The sequence below is a fragment of the Pseudomonas sp. GW704-F2 genome (assembly GCF_059423025.1).
The window spans coordinates 1-14,672 of the sequence record NZ_JBWKXO010000005.1 but is presented as its reverse complement, the minus strand read 5'-3'; the positions used below and the strand labels follow the sequence as shown (position 1 = coordinate 14,672).

Below are 14,672 nucleotides of genomic sequence, written 5' to 3'. Positions count from 1 at the left end.
TTCCTCGCTTGAGTGCAACAAATCGTTGCAAGGATAAACGATAAAGCTTCTCAAGTGCGGATGAAGGAGAAATCCATGGAGCGGTTTTCACACCCCGGAAACGAAAAAACCCGCTTTCGCGGGTTTGATCTGAATTTGGTGCCCAGGAGAAGACTCGAACTTCCACGACCTTGCGATCACCAGCACCTGAAGCTGGCGTGTCTACCAATTTCACCACCTGGGCATTATCAAGCAACGTTGCCGCTGTTGATGGAGCGAACTATACGGAGCGCTTTTTGATCTGTAAACCCCTGATTCGAAAATATAAATCAGTTTTTCGTTAAGAATCAAAGGACTGTAACGCAAAAACCCGCTTTCGCGGGTTTCTGGATAACTCAAGGCTGACCTCGAGTTTTGAATTGGTGCCCAGAAGAAGACTCGAACTTCCACGACCTTGCGGTCACCAGCACCTGAAGCTGGCGTGTCTACCAATTTCACCATCTGGGCAGTATCTTCAACGTTGCCGTCGTCGATGGCGCGCACTATACGGAGTGGCTTTTGAACTGTAAACCCCTGCCATGAAAAAAGCCTGGAAAATTTCGCCAATGGTCGTACAAGGTGCGTGTTGGGGGTCACAAAGTGCTTTAAAACGCTTGTTGACGCCTGAAATTTCCCGTTTCAATACGCGTATGCCAAACTAACCCGCATATAGACAAGGTGAAAACTCTCTAATGGCCGATTGGCAGTCCCTCGATCCCGAGGCCGCTCGTGAAGCGGAAAAATATGAAAACCCTATTCCTAGCCGCGAACTGATCCTGGCGCATCTCGCCGATCGTGGTTCGCCTGCTAGCCGCGAGCAGTTGGTTGAAGAATTCGGTCTGACCACCGAAGACCAGCTCGAAGCCCTGCGCCGCCGTCTGCGTGCCATGGAGCGCGATGCTCAGTTGATCTACACCCGCCGTGGCACCTATGCGCCCGTGGACAAGCTCGACCTGATCCTGGGTCGCATTGCCGGCCACCGTGACGGCTTTGGCTTCCTGATCCCGGATGACGGCAGCGACGACCTGTTCATGAGCCCGGCGCAAATGCGCCTGGTGTTCGATGGCGACCGTGCGCTGGCGCGCGTGTCGGGCCTGGACCGTCGCGGCCGCCGTGAAGGCGTGATCGTCGAAGTGGTGTCCCGTGCCCATGAGTCCATCGTCGGGCGTTACTTCGAAGAAGGCGGCATCGGCTTCGTCATTCCGGACAACCCGAAGGTCCAGCAGGAAGTGCTGGTGACCCCGGGCCGCAATGGCGCGGCCAAGGTCGGTCAGTTCGTGGAGGTGAAAATCACCCACTGGCCGACCCCGCGCTTCCAGCCTCAGGGCGATATCATCGAAGTGGTCGGCAACTACATGGCGCCGGGCATGGAAATCGACGTCGCGCTGCGCACCTACGATATTCCTCACGTCTGGCCCGAAGCCGTGCTCAAGGAAGCCGCCAAGCTCAAGCCGGAAGTCGAAGAGAAGGACAAGGAAAAGCGCATCGACCTGCGCCATCTGCCGTTCGTCACCATCGACGGCGAAGACGCCCGCGACTTCGACGATGCGGTGTATTGCGAAGCCAAGCCTGGCAAGTTGCGCCTGTTCTCCGGCGGCTGGAAGTTGTACGTGGCGATTGCCGACGTCTCCAGCTACGTGAAGATCGGTTCGGCGCTGGATAACGAAGCCCAGGTGCGCGGCAACTCCGTGTATTTCCCTGAGCGCGTGATCCCGATGCTGCCTGAGCAGCTGTCCAACGGCCTGTGCTCGCTGAACCCGAAAGTCGACCGTTTGGCCATGGTGTGCGAGATGACCCTCTCGAAAACCGGCGAAATGACCGACTACCAATTCTACGAAGCGGTGATCCACTCTCAGGCGCGCCTGACCTACAACAAGGTCAGCACCATCCTGGAAACGCCGAAGACCAGCGAAGCCAAGGCCCTGCGTACCGAATACGCCGGTGTGGTGCCGCATCTCAAGCAGCTGTATGCGCTGTACAAGGTACTGCTGGGCGCACGTCATGTGCGTGGCGCGATCGATTTTGAAACCCAGGAAACCCGGATCATCTTCGGTTCCGAGCGCAAGATCGCCGAGATCACCCCGACCACCCGCAACGACGCGCACAAGCTGATCGAGGAATGCATGCTGGCGGCCAACGTGGCCACCGCTGAATTCCTGAAGAAGCACGAAATTCCTGCGTTGTACCGGGTACACGACGGCCCGCCGCCGGAGCGTCTGGAAAAACTGCGCGCCTTCCTCGGCGAGCTCGGCCTGTCCCTGCATAAAGGCAAGGACGGCCCGTCGCCGAAGGATTACCAGGCACTGCTGGCCAGCATCAAGGACCGTCCGGATTTCCACCTGATCCAGACCGTGATGCTGCGTTCGCTGAGCCAGGCGGTGTACAGCGCCGACAATCAGGGCCACTTCGGCCTGAATTACGAGGCGTACACCCACTTCACCTCGCCGATCCGTCGTTACCCGGATTTGCTCACGCACCGCGCGATCCGCAGCGTGATCCACTCCAAGCAGGACACCCCGCACGTCAAGCGCGCCGGTGCCATGACCATTCCGAAGGCGCGGATCTATCCTTACGACGAAGCGGCCCTGGAACAGCTCGGCGAGCAGTGCTCCATGAGCGAGCGCCGTGCCGACGAAGCCACCCGCGACGTCGTGAACTGGCTCAAGTGCGAGTTCATGAAGGACCGCGTGGGCGAGTCGTTCCCTGGCGTGATCACGGCCGTGACCGGCTTTGGTCTGTTTGTCGAACTGACCGATATCTACGTCGAGGGCCTGGTGCATGTCACCGCCTTGCCGGGTGACTACTATCACTTCGATCCTGTGCATCACCGCCTGGCGGGCGAGCGTACCGGTCGCAGTTTCCGCCTGGGCGACACGGTCGAAGTGCGCGTCATGCGCGTCGACCTGGACGAACGCAAGATCGACTTCGAGATGGCCGAAAAAACCATCGCCGCGCCGATCGGCCGTAAAAAACGTGGCAGCGAAACCGCCGCGCCGGCCACCCAAGGCAAGGGCGCTCCTGCGAAGGCCGCGGTTGCCGAGCCTGCGCCGGCCAAGGCCGGTCGTCGTCCGGCGGCCAAGGACAAGGTTCCCGAGGCCTACCGCCCAAGCGACGCAGCGGCGAAAAACGCCGAACTGCGCAGAAGCCGTGAGTTGAAGCAGCAGTTGCTCAACGAAGCCAAAAGCGGTGGTAAAGCGGCGTCTGGGGGAAAGCCCCACACGGCGGAAAAGCCGTCGAGCAAGCCCAGTAAACACCGTAAAGGCCCGCCAAAAGCGGGTTCGGCCCCCGCGAAAAGCGGCGGGTCGCGTAAACCTAAGGCCAAGTCATGAGTCTGGAAAAAATCTACGGCGTCCACGCCGTAGAAGCACTGCTGCGTCATCACCCTAAGCGCGTCAAACAGGTTTGGCTGGCGGAAGGTCGCAGCGAGCCGCGCGTGCAGGCGCTGGTCGAGCTGGCCAACGAAAACCGCGTGGCGATCGGCCAGGCCGAGCGTCGCGAAATGGACGTGTGGGTTGAAGGCGTCCACCAGGGCGTCGTCGCGGATGTCAGCCCGAGCCAGGTGTGGGGCGAGGCCATGCTCGACGAACTGCTCGACCGAACCGAAGGCGCACCGCTGTTGCTGGTGCTGGACGGCGTGACCGACCCGCATAACCTCGGCGCCTGCCTGCGTTCTGCGGATGCTGCCGGTGCGCTGGCGGTGATCGTGCCCAAGGACAAGTCGGCCACGTTGACGCCGGTTGTGCGTAAAGTCGCATGCGGCGCGGCGGAAGTGATTCCGTTGGTGGCCGTGACCAACCTCGCGCGCACCCTGGAGAAACTCCAGCAGCGCGGCCTGTGGGTCGTGGGCACGGCGGGGGAGGCCGAGGTCAGCATTTATGACCAGGACCTCACCGGCCCGACCATCCTGATCATGGGCGCCGAAGGCAAGGGTATGCGTCGCCTGACTCGCGAGCATTGCGATTATCTGGTTCATCTGCCGATGGCTGGCAGCGTCAGCAGTCTCAACGTGTCGGTCGCTACCGGCGTGTGCCTGTTCGAAGCCCAGCGCCAGCGCGGTGCGAAGGCCAAGACCAAGAAGTAATGTCGGGCCTGGCATAGATGCAAAATGTGGGAGGGGGCTTGCTCCCGATTGCGGTAGATCAGTTACCTATAATGTGACTGCCTCACCGCAATCGGGAGCAAGCCCTCTCCCACTTTTGTTTTGTGGTGCCTGGAAGATTGTTCAAATAATCACCAATCACCTTGCGCCCTTCCTCCCCCTTCTCTACAATTGCGCCCCTTGCCTTCCTGGCAGGCACCGATGTGCCTCCCTGCGGCAAGATCCATAAGTGTCATTCACTCCTTGTCTGACCGTTTTTGAGCGGCAGGCTACAACCCGTAAGGAGCATTCATGCGTCATTACGAAATCATCTTTTTGGTCCACCCGGATCAAAGCGAGCAAGTCGGCGGCATGGTAGAGCGTTACACCAAGCTGATCGAAGAAGACGGCGGCAAAATCCACCGTCTGGAAGATTGGGGCCGTCGTCAACTGGCCTACGCAATCAACAATGTTCACAAGGCTCACTACGTGATGCTGAACGTTGAATGCACTGGCAAGGCCCTGGCCGAGCTGGAAGACAACTTCCGCTACAACGATGCTGTGATCCGTAACCTGGTCATCCGTCGCGAAGAAGCCGTTACCGGCCAATCCGAGATGCTCAAGGCTGAAGAAAACCGCAGTGAGCGCCGTGAGCGTCGCGACCGTCCTGAGCACGAAGGCGCTGAAAGCGCTGATAGTGATGACAGCGACAACAGCGATAACGCTGACGAGTAATCCACGGACCTTTTAAGGAGCCTATCAAATGGCACGTTTCTTCCGTCGTCGTAAATTCTGCCGCTTCACCGCTGAAGACGTGAAAGAGATCGATTACAAAGATCTCAACACTCTGAAAGCCTACGTATCCGAGACCGGCAAAATCGTTCCAAGCCGTATCACCGGTACCAAAGCACGTTATCAGCGTCAGCTGGCCACCGCTATCAAGCGCGCCCGCTTCCTGGCCCTGCTGGCCTACACCGACAGCCACGGCCGCTGAGACCGGGCAGTCGACAAGTAGTAAGGGATTGAATGCATGCGCGCCTTAGCTGAGTTCATCATGCGCGGTCGCGTGCAGGCCACTCTGGTAGTGGCTGGATGTGCAGCATTGCCGTTGTTGTATTGGTTGGGTGCTGCCGCGGGATGCCTTGTGCTTCTGCGGCGCGGTTTGCAGGATGCCGTTGGCGTCCTGGCCCTGGGGTTGCTGGCCGCCTTGATCTGGTGGCTGCAATTGGGCGAACCCAAAGTGCTTATGGTGCTGCTGGGGTCGTCGAGCCTTGCGTTGGTTTTACGCGCAAGTGAGTCCTGGGTCCGCACGCTGCTGGTCAGCGTGGCATTGGGGTTGGTGTTTTCAGTGTTGCTCGGCGCGGCTTTCCACCCGCAAATCGAGGCGCTGGCGCAAGAGATCGTCAAGGTCCTGCCGCTGGCTCTCGGGGAGCTCTACCAGCAATTGTCGGTAGACGAGCGAGCGCGCCTTGCGGCGCTGATAGCACCGGCCCTGATCGGCCTGATGGCGGTGGTGTTGCAGATTGTCAGTGTGCTGAGCCTGATGCTTGGGCGTTACTGGCAGGCGTTGTTGTACAACCCGGGTGGTTTTGGTCGCGAGTTTCGCCGTATCAGAATCCCCGCGGGCCCGGCGATGTTGCTGCTGGCATGCATGGTGGTCGGACCGAACTTCGGTCCAGAGGCGGCCTTGTTATTGCTGTTTTGCAGCGTACCGCTGGTGTTCTCCGGGCTGGCCCTGATTCACGGGCTGGTGGCGCAGAAGCGCCTGGCCAGGTTCTGGCTGGTGGGGTTGTACGTCACGCTGATGCTGTTCATGCAGCTGATCTATCCGTTACTCGTGGTTTTGGCCATTGTCGACGGCCTGATTGATTTTCGCGGTCGTCTGGCGCCGAAAGACGCCGATAACGCGAACGGTGAAGGTTAAAAGTTAGAGGATTTTCACATGCAACTGATCCTTCTGGAAAAAGTCGCCAACCTGGGCAACCTGGGCGACAAAGTGAACGTTAAGGCCGGCTACGGTCGTAACTACCTGCTGCCATACGGCAAAGCCACCGCTGCAACCGCTGCCAACCTGGCTGCGTTTGAAGAGCGTCGTGCTGAGCTGGAAAAAGCAGCAGCAGACAAAAAAGCTTCGGCCGAAACTCGCGCTGCCCAACTGGCTGAGCTGGAAGTGACTATCACTGCCACCGCCGGTGACGAAGGCAAGCTGTTCGGTTCGATCGGCACCCACGACATCGCTGACGCACTGACCGCCTCTGGCGTTGAAGTTGCGAAAAGCGAAGTTCGTCTGCCGAACGGCACCATCCGCAACGTAGGTGAATTCGACGTAGCCGTGCACCTGCACGCTGAAGTTGAAGCCACTGTACGCGTTGTCGTGGTAGCAGCTTAAGTCGCACCTAACTGACTGGCACCTCGCGTGCCAGGCGGTTAACATCGGGCACGATCCTGTTTACAGGTCGTGCCTTTTGTTTTTTACACATCCCCTAATTCCAAGTGGCCATGAACGATATTTCAGCTCCTGAGCAATACGATCTGCAAACCGCTGCCCTGAAGGTGCCGCCGCATTCCATCGAGGCCGAACAGGCCGTGCTCGGTGGTTTGATGCTGGACAACAACGCCTGGGAACGCGTGCTGGATCAAGTCTCGGACGGTGATTTCTATCGTCATGACCACCGCCTGATCTTCCGTGCCATCGCCAAGCTGGCCGACCAGAACTCACCGATCGACGTGGTGACCCTGGCCGAGCAGCTGGACAAGGAAGGCCAGACCTCCCAAGTCGGCGGCCTGGGCTACCTCGGTGAGTTGGCCAAAAACACGCCGTCCGTCGCCAACATCAAGGCGTATGCCCAGATCGTTCGCGAGCGCGCCACCCTGCGCCAGTTGATCGGCATCAGCACCGAAATCGCCGACAGCGCCTTCAACCCCGAAGGTCGCAGCGCCGCCGAGATCCTTGACGAGGCCGAGCGCCAGATCTTCCAGATCGCCGAAGCCCGGCCGAAAACCGGCGGCCCGGTCAGCGTCAACGACCTGCTGACCAAGGCCATCGACCGCATCGATACGCTGTTCAACACCGACAACGCCATCACCGGCATCTCCACCGGTTACACCGACCTCGACGAGAAGACCAGCGGCCTGCAGCCGTCCGACCTGATCATCGTCGCCGGCCGTCCATCCATGGGTAAAACCACCTTTGCGATGAACCTGGTGGAAAACGCCGTGCTGCGCAGTGACAAGACCGTGCTGGTGTACTCCCTGGAGATGCCAGGCGAATCGCTGATCATGCGGATGCTCTCGTCCCTGGGCCGTATCGACCAGACCAAAGTGCGTGCCGGTCGCCTGGAAGACGACGATTGGCCGCGCCTGACCTCGGCGGTCAACCTGCTCAACGACCGCAAGCTGTTCATCGATGACACCGCGGGCATCAGCCCGTCGGAGATGCGCGCGCGTACCCGCCGCCTGGTGCGTGAACACGGCGATATCGCCCTGATCATGATCGACTACCTGCAACTGATGCAGATCCCGGGTTCCAGCGGCGACAACCGGACCAACGAGATTTCCGAGATCTCCCGGTCCTTGAAAGCCCTGGCCAAGGAATTCAACTGCCCGGTGGTGGCGCTGTCGCAGCTCAACCGTTCCCTGGAACAACGTCCCAACAAGCGCCCGGTGAACTCCGACTTGCGTGAATCCGGAGCGATCGAGCAGGATGCCGACGTGATCATGTTCGTCTACCGTGACGAGGTGTATCACCCGGAGACCGAGCACAAAGGCATTGCCGAAATCATCATCGGCAAGCAGCGGAACGGCCCGATCGGCTTTATCCGCCTGGCGTTCATCGGCAAATACACGCGTTTCGAGAACCTTGCGCCGGGCAGTTACAACTTCGACGACGACGAATAATCCTTCTGTTCAATTCCTACTGTTATCGTCGGAATTGGTCAAAATTTGTGCTATATTCCGCGCCCGCGATTTTTCATCTCAACACCGGTCACCGTCATGCAAACAGCCAAGCCGTTATTTGACTATCCCAAGTACTGGGCCGAATGTTTCGGTCCTGCGCCATTCCTGCCGATGAGCAGGGAGGAGATGGATCAGCTTGGCTGGGATTCCTGCGACATCATCATCGTCACCGGTGATGCCTACGTTGACCATCCGTCGTTCGGCATGGCGATCATCGGCCGGCTGCTGGAGTCCCAGGGCTTCCGCGTCGGGATCATTGCCCAGCCGAACTGGCAGTCCAAAGACGACTTCATGAAGCTCGGCGAGCCGAACCTGTTCTTCGGCGTCGCGGCCGGCAACATGGACTCGATGATCAACCGCTACACCGCTGACAAGAAAATCCGCTCCGACGACGCCTACACCCCTGGCGGCATGGCCGGCAAACGCCCGGACCGCGCGAGCCTGGTGTACAGCCAGCGGTGCAAGGAAGCCTACAAGAACGTGCCGATCGTGCTCGGTGGCATCGAAGCGTCCCTGCGCCGCATCGCCCACTACGACTACTGGCAGGACCGGGTGCGCAATTCGATCCTGATCGACGCCACCGCCGACATCCTGCTGTACGGCAACGCCGAGCGGGCCATCGTCGAAGTGGCCCAGCGCCTGTCGTGGGGCCACAAGATCGAAGACATCACCGATGTGCGCGGCACCGCGTTCATTCGCCGTGATACGCCCGAAGGCTGGTATGAGGTGGACTCCACCCGTATCGACCGTCCGGGCAAGGTCGACAAGATCATCAACCCATACGTGAATACCCAGGACACCCAGGCCTGCGCCATCGAGCAGGAAAAGGGGCTGGTTGAAGATCCGCAGGAAGCCAAGGTCGTGCAGATCCTGGCCAGCCCGCGCATGACCCGTGAGAAGACCGTGATCCGCCTGCCATCGGTGGAAAAAGTCCGTGGTGATGCGGTGCTTTATGCCCACGCCAACCGCGTGTTGCACCTGGAAACCAACCCAGGCAACGCCCGGGCCCTGGTGCAGAAACACGGCGAAGTGGATGTGTGGTTCAACCCGCCGCCCATTCCGATGACCACCGAAGAAATGGACTACGTGTTTGGCATGCCTTACGCACGTGTCCCGCACCCGGCGTATGGCAAGGAAAAAATCCCGGCCTACGACATGATCCGTTTCTCGGTGAACATCATGCGTGGCTGCTTCGGCGGCTGTACCTTCTGCTCGATCACCGAGCACGAAGGCCGGATCATCCAGAACCGTTCCGAAGAGTCGATCATTCGCGAGATCGAAGAAATCCGCGACAAGGTTCCGGGTTTCACCGGCGTGATTTCCGACCTCGGCGGCCCGACCGCGAACATGTACCGCATCGCCTGCAAGAGCCCGGAAATCGAATCCGCGTGCCGCAAGCCGTCGTGCGTGTTCCCTGGCATCTGCCCGAACCTGAACACCGACCACTCGTCGCTGATCCAGTTGTATCGCAGCGCCCGTGCGTTGCCGGGTGTGAAGAAGATCCTGATCGCCTCCGGCCTGCGCTACGACCTGGCCGTTGAGTCGCCGGAGTATGTGAAGGAACTGGTCACCCACCACGTCGGTGGTTACCTGAAGATCGCCCCGGAACACACCGAGGAAGGTCCGCTCAACCAGATGATGAAACCGGGCATCGGCAGCTATGACAAGTTCAAGCGCATGTTCGAGAAGTACACCAAGGAAGCGGGCAAGGAGCAGTACCTGATCCCGTACTTCATCGCCGCCCACCCCGGCACCACCGATGAAGACATGATGAACCTGGCCCTGTGGCTCAAGGGCAACGGTTTCCGCGCCGACCAGGTGCAGGCGTTCTACCCGTCGCCGATGGCCACCGCCACCGCGATGTACCACTCGGGCAAGAACCCGCTGCGCAAGGTCACCTACAAGAGCGACGCGGTGACCATCGTCAAGAGCGAAGAACAGCGCCGTCTGCACAAGGCGTTCCTGCGTTACCACGACCCGAAAGGCTGGCCGATGCTGCGCGAAGCACTGACCCGCATGGGCCGCGCCGACCTGATCGGGCCGGGCAAGGATCAACTGATCCCGTTGCACCAGCCGGCCACCGACAGCTACCAGAGCGCGCGTCGCAAGAACTCGACGCCGGCCGGCAGCCACAAGGTCGCCAAGGAAACCACCACCAGGATTCTCACCCAGCACACCGGCCTGCCGCCCCGTGGCAGCGACGGCAGCAACCCGTGGGACAAGCGCGAGCAAGCCAAGGCCGCGGCCATGGCGCGCAACAAGCAGGCCGCCAAGGAACGCGCGGATGCGGCCAAGGGCAAGGGTGGCAAGCCAGCCCGCAAGCCGGTGGTACCGCGTTGATCGTTGCCTGAATATGCCAAACGCCAGCCTCGTGCTGGCGTTTTGCTTTCTAGCCGGTGGGGAGTCTGTTTGTTAAGGTGGCGGCCATTAAATCGCTATCGGGAGCAAGCCGAATCGTCGCACCGGCCCTCCCACATTTTGAATGTATTCACACTTCAAATGTGGGAGGGGGCTTGCCCCCGATGGCGTCAGTCCAGTCCCCAACTTTTCAAGGAAGAACACCCCCATGAGCAACCCCCTGCTCAACATCGGCATGGACTCCAACCGCTCGCAGTTCATGGCGCGCCAGCGCATCGAGAGTGAAGTCGACCTGCCTCGGCTGTTTGCCATCATCGACGCCGACCCCGGCATCGTCGGCGCGGGCGTGGTGTATATCGACGCCGACTTCAACGTCGTGACCCTGCGCGAGTTCAAGCCGATCTGCAGCATTCGACCCAAGCGCATCATTGTGCGCGAGGCGCAGAAATACATCGCCCCGGCGCAGTTCGCCGACCAAGTGCTGAACAACCCGCGCGAGTCGCGACTGGTGAGTGAAGCCTTCAACACCACGTTGTCCTGCGGCGGCGCGGTCATTGGCTGGCTGGTGGTGTTGAGCGGCACCATCGCTATCCCGTTCACCGCTGGGGCCAGCACGGTCGTGACGGCCATCGGCTATACCGCCGCCTCGGCGAGCACCGTGTCGTGCCTGGTCGGTGGGTTCCGCACGCGCAACGAAATCGTCAACCCGTCGATGAATGATTACCTGGATAACGAAGAGTGGTACCAGACGGCGACCAAAGTCCTCGACGGTGCCGCCTTGGTCGGCGTGGGCGCCTCGGCGCTGACGACAGTCAAGCTGGTCAACGTCACTCGTGCGGCCACGGGTAAAAGCCTGCGTCAGGTGCTCAAAGGCCTGAACGGGCAGGAGCGGGAGAAACTCACCAAAGAGCTGCTGAAAGTGGCCGACCCGCAAATGTCGAACAAGATGCGCAAGCTGCTGCAACTGAGCGGCGAGTTGCCCAAACGCTTTACGCCGACCCAGCTCAAGCACGCCACCTATGTCCAATTGGGCGATGCCTTCAGTGCGGGGCTGAGCGTCTGGGGCTTGAAGCGTTCGGATAACTACAAACAGGCCAAGACCTTCGCGATTGGCTTGTACGAAGAGGCCGAGTGATGAGTGGTGTTCCTTCGCTTAAACCGTTTTTGCTGGAGCATTTTCCCGCATTCATCGGCGTGATTCTCGCTGGTTGCCTCGGCGGTTCGGCGGCGATTTCCCTGGCGGCCAGCACCTATTTTTCCGACGTGCCCATGGCAACCAATGCCACTGTGTCCTGGTTCGTGGTGATAGCCGCCGCACTGTTCGTGGCCAACAGCAACTTCCTGGTGGTGCGCGGCCGAGCCTGGGCCGTGTGGGCGATGGTGGCGTTTTTTGCGGTGTGCCTGTTGGTCGTGCTGCCGACACTGCTCTATCGGCCGCACTGGTTTATCTACAGTGAAAGCCTGTTCTGGCCATTGCTGGGGTTGTTGCTGATCAACAGCAAGGGCTATCGGTCGATGGTCAAGAAGTTGGTTGAAGTGCGGCGGTTGCGGGAGGCGGCCAAGGCGGGGCTGTAGCCTCGGCACATGGTTTCAGATTTTGATGTTCTGGCGAATGTTCCAGCCGTATTTGACGGCGCCGCCGTCCTTGCCGCCGTCGGATTTCTGCGGCTGGTAGCTGACTTCGACCGTGGCGAAGTTCAGGGCTATCACCTCAGTCAGCACATCGCTGCTGGTCACCGCGTCGGTTTGGTAGGACGTGACCATCACTTCCTTCAGCGTGATCACCAGATACTCCACGGCATTGCTGCCACCGGCCTTGCGCACCACCAACCGTGCCTCCGGGTAATGCTTGCCGGTGGAGCAGGCCATCATCAGGTTGGGTGAAGACTTGTCCATGACCTTGGAGACAGACAGGTTTTCAATATTGACCTTGCCGGCACCGCCGCCGCTGCCGGTATGCATCGAACCGGTCTGGGACATGCCCCAGCCCCATCGGCTGATCTCGATTTCGTCGCGATGGGCCTGGTCTTTGGACTCGCCCTTGATGTCCCCCAGCTTCAAAAACATATCAGTTGCCATTGTCACTCCCTGTTTTGGTGTGCGCCGGTAGTGGCGCGGGGCGTACTTTTTCTTATTCGGGATATGGCTTACAAGGGGCGGCATCACGATCAGGAAGTGCCTGTCCGGATAAAGCGAAGCTTCTGACATTTTTCGGGGATAGGCAGTCTTTACCCTCTGCGCTCTTGTGAACCTCAGGAGTAAAGGGATGACTTCCAGCGTATTCAGAGACAGTTTCCTCAGTCCCAATTACATGACGCGGCAGCGGCTGGAAAGCAGTATTGATCTGCGCAAGTTATTTGCGGCGATTGATGCTGATCCGGCCATCGTCGGTGCCGGCGTGGTGTACATCGACGCGCAGCTACGGATGGTTGTGCTGCGTGAATTTCAGCCGATTTGCAGTATCGCACCGAAGAATGTGATTTTGCGCGAGGCGCCCAGCTATGTCGGGCGGGTGGAGTTCGCTCGGCAACTGGCGAATGAGCCGCGAGAGTCGCAGGTGGCGTTTGAGGCGGTGAATACAGCTTTGGCGTGTACTTCTGCGGTAATCAGTTGGATCGTGGTACTGAGTGGATCGGCGCTCAGTCCGTTCAGCTTTGGGGTTACTGGGGTGGTAGCTGCGATAAGCTTTACATCAGCAACAGCCAGTTCAATTCAGTGCTTAGTTGGCGGCCAGAGGACTCGCAACGAAATTATTGACCCGGCTCTTAACGATGCTCTGGATAGCGAGCCATGGTATCAGGCTGTGACGATTGGTTTGGACGCTGTTTCGCTACTGGGCGCTAGTGTCTCGGCACTGGCAACTATACGACTGGTTAATGCGACAAGAAAATCTACCGGAAAAACTTTGCCGCAGGTGTTGAAAGGACTGAGTCGTCAAGAGCGAGCAAAGTTGACCCAGGAGTTGTTGAGTATTCGGCACCCGGAAATGACCCGGAAAATGATCAGGTTGAAGCAACTCGCTGGAAAAATGCCAAAGCGTTTTACGCCCGCAGAAGTAAAACAGGGCACTGTTTTGCAGATTCAAGACGCTCTAGGTGCTGCCTTAGGGGTTGCTAGCAGTTCGATGTCTGGGAATATTCGCACTGTCGCGGTCGGAATTTATGAGGAGATGACCGAGTGATATTGCTGCTGCCCCTTCGCCCTTTTCTCAAGCGTTATTTACCCGTGTTTCTCGGGGGGATTTTTTCAAGCATTTTTGCTGGATCTTCCGTAGTGGTGGTAGTGCAAAATTACTATCTCAAAGCCATTTCTTTAGCTATTTCGGCACAAGTAGCGTGGTGGGCATGTGTCGTTCTGGCATGCGCCTTGAGTCTTAGCAACATTATGATTGTCCGTGGACGACGAGACTGGGTGTGGGTCATGGTTGTCTATTTTGGAGCCTGCCTGGTTACCGCTCTTCCGGCCATTCGTTATTCCCCTCATCTGTTCATCTATGCCGAAAGTTTGTTTTGGCCATTGCTTGGTCTGCTGATTCTCAACAGCAAGCGTCATCGTGAGATGCGTGGGAAGCTTGTTGAACTTCGTTTTAGGCGAAAACGGATACAGAAAATTGCTGACAGGCTACAAAAAAGGTGATTTTGCTTTGATTAATTGGGAGCGTTGCCTCATTCCCGACAACTTACTGTTCGGGAACATCCGGATCGTCGCGGTTGGGCTGTATGAGGATATATCAGAGTGAGACTTCTCGGACGGAAACCTCTCATACCGGTGCGCCCTTTTCTTTTGCGCTACTTTCCCGTGTTTATCGGCGTAATTTTAGCGGGCATCTTCGGCAGTTCTTCTGTTGTTGTGCTGGTGGAAAACTATTATTTACCATCGTTATCGAACGCTGCTGCTGAAAGTGCATGCGTGCTCTTGGCCTGGTTTATCACCCACTGCAATTTCATGATCGCCTACGGGCGACCTAAGTGGGTCTGGGGCATGTATGGCTTTTTCATCGCCTGCCTGTTGGTCGCTGTGCCAGGTTTTCATTTTTCACCGAACCCATTCATTTACGCGGAATGCTTCTTTTGGCCGGTACTCGGCCTGCTGCTGCTTCGCAGCAAACGTCACCGGGAACTGCGTGCCAAATGCGTAGAACTTCGCCATATGCGCGGGAAGGTAAGGGTGGCCATTGAAAAGCGGCGCAAACACGAGCGCGCAATAATCAGAATAAAGAAATCGAGGTAATTCCCCACCCCGCCCCCAAAACCGATACCGC

General features: G+C 58.7%; 14 protein-coding genes and 2 tRNA genes. 13 read left to right on the top strand and 3 right to left on the bottom strand.

Annotation, left to right across the window (positions count from 1 at the left end; translation table 11 throughout):
• Positions 1-136: 136 nt before the first annotated feature.
• Together AC07W0_RS05770 and AC07W0_RS05765 are read right to left on the bottom strand one after the other, a co-directional pair.
• Positions 137-223, bottom strand: a tRNA-Leu gene (locus AC07W0_RS05770).
• A gap of 176 nt (positions 224-399) precedes the next feature.
• Positions 400-486, bottom strand: a tRNA-Leu gene (locus tag AC07W0_RS05765).
• 224 nt (positions 487-710) lie between these two features.
• Here AC07W0_RS05765 and rnr point away from each other — a divergent pair.
• The 10 genes from rnr to AC07W0_RS05715 all read left to right on the top strand — a co-directional run bounded on the left by rnr (position 711) and on the right by AC07W0_RS05715 (position 11,986).
• On the top strand, positions 711-3,347 hold the full coding sequence (gene rnr, locus AC07W0_RS05760; RefSeq protein ID WP_017849747.1) for a ribonuclease R: 2,637 nt from the start codon (positions 711-713) through the stop codon (positions 3,345-3,347).
• The gene (gene rlmB, locus AC07W0_RS05755) at positions 3,344-4,099 is read left to right on the top strand and encodes a 23S rRNA (guanosine(2251)-2'-O)-methyltransferase RlmB (RefSeq protein ID WP_046384896.1); all 756 of its coding nucleotides are present in this window, start codon (positions 3,344-3,346) and stop codon (positions 4,097-4,099) included. The genes rnr and rlmB overlap by 4 nt, the downstream gene beginning before the upstream one ends.
• A 309-nt stretch (positions 4,100-4,408) precedes the next feature.
• Positions 4,409-4,831, top strand: coding sequence for a 30S ribosomal protein S6 (gene rpsF / locus AC07W0_RS05750; protein ID WP_003217491.1), 423 nt, complete (start codon positions 4,409-4,411; stop codon positions 4,829-4,831).
• A 28-nt stretch (positions 4,832-4,859) separates the two neighbouring features.
• Positions 4,860-5,090, top strand: coding sequence for a 30S ribosomal protein S18 (gene rpsR / locus AC07W0_RS05745; protein WP_002551829.1), 231 nt, complete (start codon positions 4,860-4,862; stop codon positions 5,088-5,090).
• A gap of 36 nt (positions 5,091-5,126) precedes the next feature.
• Positions 5,127-6,020, top strand: a complete 894-nt coding sequence (locus AC07W0_RS05740; protein ID WP_026140381.1) for a YybS family protein — start codon at positions 5,127-5,129, stop codon at positions 6,018-6,020.
• 18 nt (positions 6,021-6,038) lie between these two features.
• Positions 6,039-6,485: a 50S ribosomal protein L9 gene (rplI, locus tag AC07W0_RS05735; RefSeq protein ID WP_010563337.1), complete on the top strand. Its 447-nt coding sequence runs from the start codon at positions 6,039-6,041 to the stop codon at positions 6,483-6,485.
• A 110-nt stretch (positions 6,486-6,595) separates the two neighbouring features.
• On the top strand, positions 6,596-7,993 hold the full coding sequence (dnaB, locus tag AC07W0_RS05730; RefSeq protein WP_017849744.1) for a replicative DNA helicase: 1,398 nt from the start codon (positions 6,596-6,598) through the stop codon (positions 7,991-7,993).
• 96 nt (positions 7,994-8,089) lie between these two features.
• Positions 8,090-10,393, top strand: a complete 2,304-nt coding sequence (locus tag AC07W0_RS05725; RefSeq protein WP_102617171.1) for a YgiQ family radical SAM protein — start codon at positions 8,090-8,092, stop codon at positions 10,391-10,393.
• 226 nt (positions 10,394-10,619) lie between these two features.
• A complete protein-coding gene (gene ssp4, locus AC07W0_RS05720; protein ID WP_046384895.1) occupies positions 10,620-11,546 on the top strand; it encodes an Ssp4 family T6SS effector in 927 nt (308 codons plus the stop codon).
• Entirely contained in the window at positions 11,546-11,986 is a 441-nt protein-coding gene (locus AC07W0_RS05715) for a hypothetical protein (protein WP_017849741.1), read from the top strand. Before ssp4 (AC07W0_RS05720) ends, AC07W0_RS05715 begins: the two co-directional genes overlap by 1 nt.
• 15 nt (positions 11,987-12,001) lie before the next feature.
• Here AC07W0_RS05715 and AC07W0_RS05710 read toward each other — a convergent pair whose 3' ends face one another.
• The gene (locus AC07W0_RS05710) at positions 12,002-12,490 is read right to left on the bottom strand and encodes an Hcp family type VI secretion system effector (protein WP_102617170.1); all 489 of its coding nucleotides are present in this window, start codon (positions 12,488-12,490) and stop codon (positions 12,002-12,004) included.
• A 187-nt stretch (positions 12,491-12,677) separates the two neighbouring features.
• On the opposite strand from AC07W0_RS05710, the gene ssp4 (AC07W0_RS05705) reads away from it, so the two are divergent.
• The 3 genes from ssp4 (AC07W0_RS05705) (at position 12,678) to AC07W0_RS05695 (ending at position 14,641) form a co-directional block, all read left to right on the top strand.
• The gene (gene ssp4, locus AC07W0_RS05705) at positions 12,678-13,592 is read left to right on the top strand and encodes an Ssp4 family T6SS effector (protein ID WP_017849739.1); all 915 of its coding nucleotides are present in this window, start codon (positions 12,678-12,680) and stop codon (positions 13,590-13,592) included.
• Positions 13,589-14,047, top strand: coding sequence for a hypothetical protein (locus AC07W0_RS05700; protein WP_079442726.1), 459 nt, complete (start codon positions 13,589-13,591; stop codon positions 14,045-14,047). The genes ssp4 (AC07W0_RS05705) and AC07W0_RS05700 overlap by 4 nt, the downstream gene beginning before the upstream one ends.
• 99 nt (positions 14,048-14,146) lie before the next feature.
• Positions 14,147-14,641 carry a hypothetical protein gene (locus AC07W0_RS05695; protein ID WP_046490665.1) on the top strand — a complete coding sequence of 165 codons (495 nt, stop codon included), beginning with the start codon at positions 14,147-14,149 and terminating at the stop codon, positions 14,639-14,641.
• The last annotated feature ends 31 nt before the right edge of the window (positions 14,642-14,672 follow it).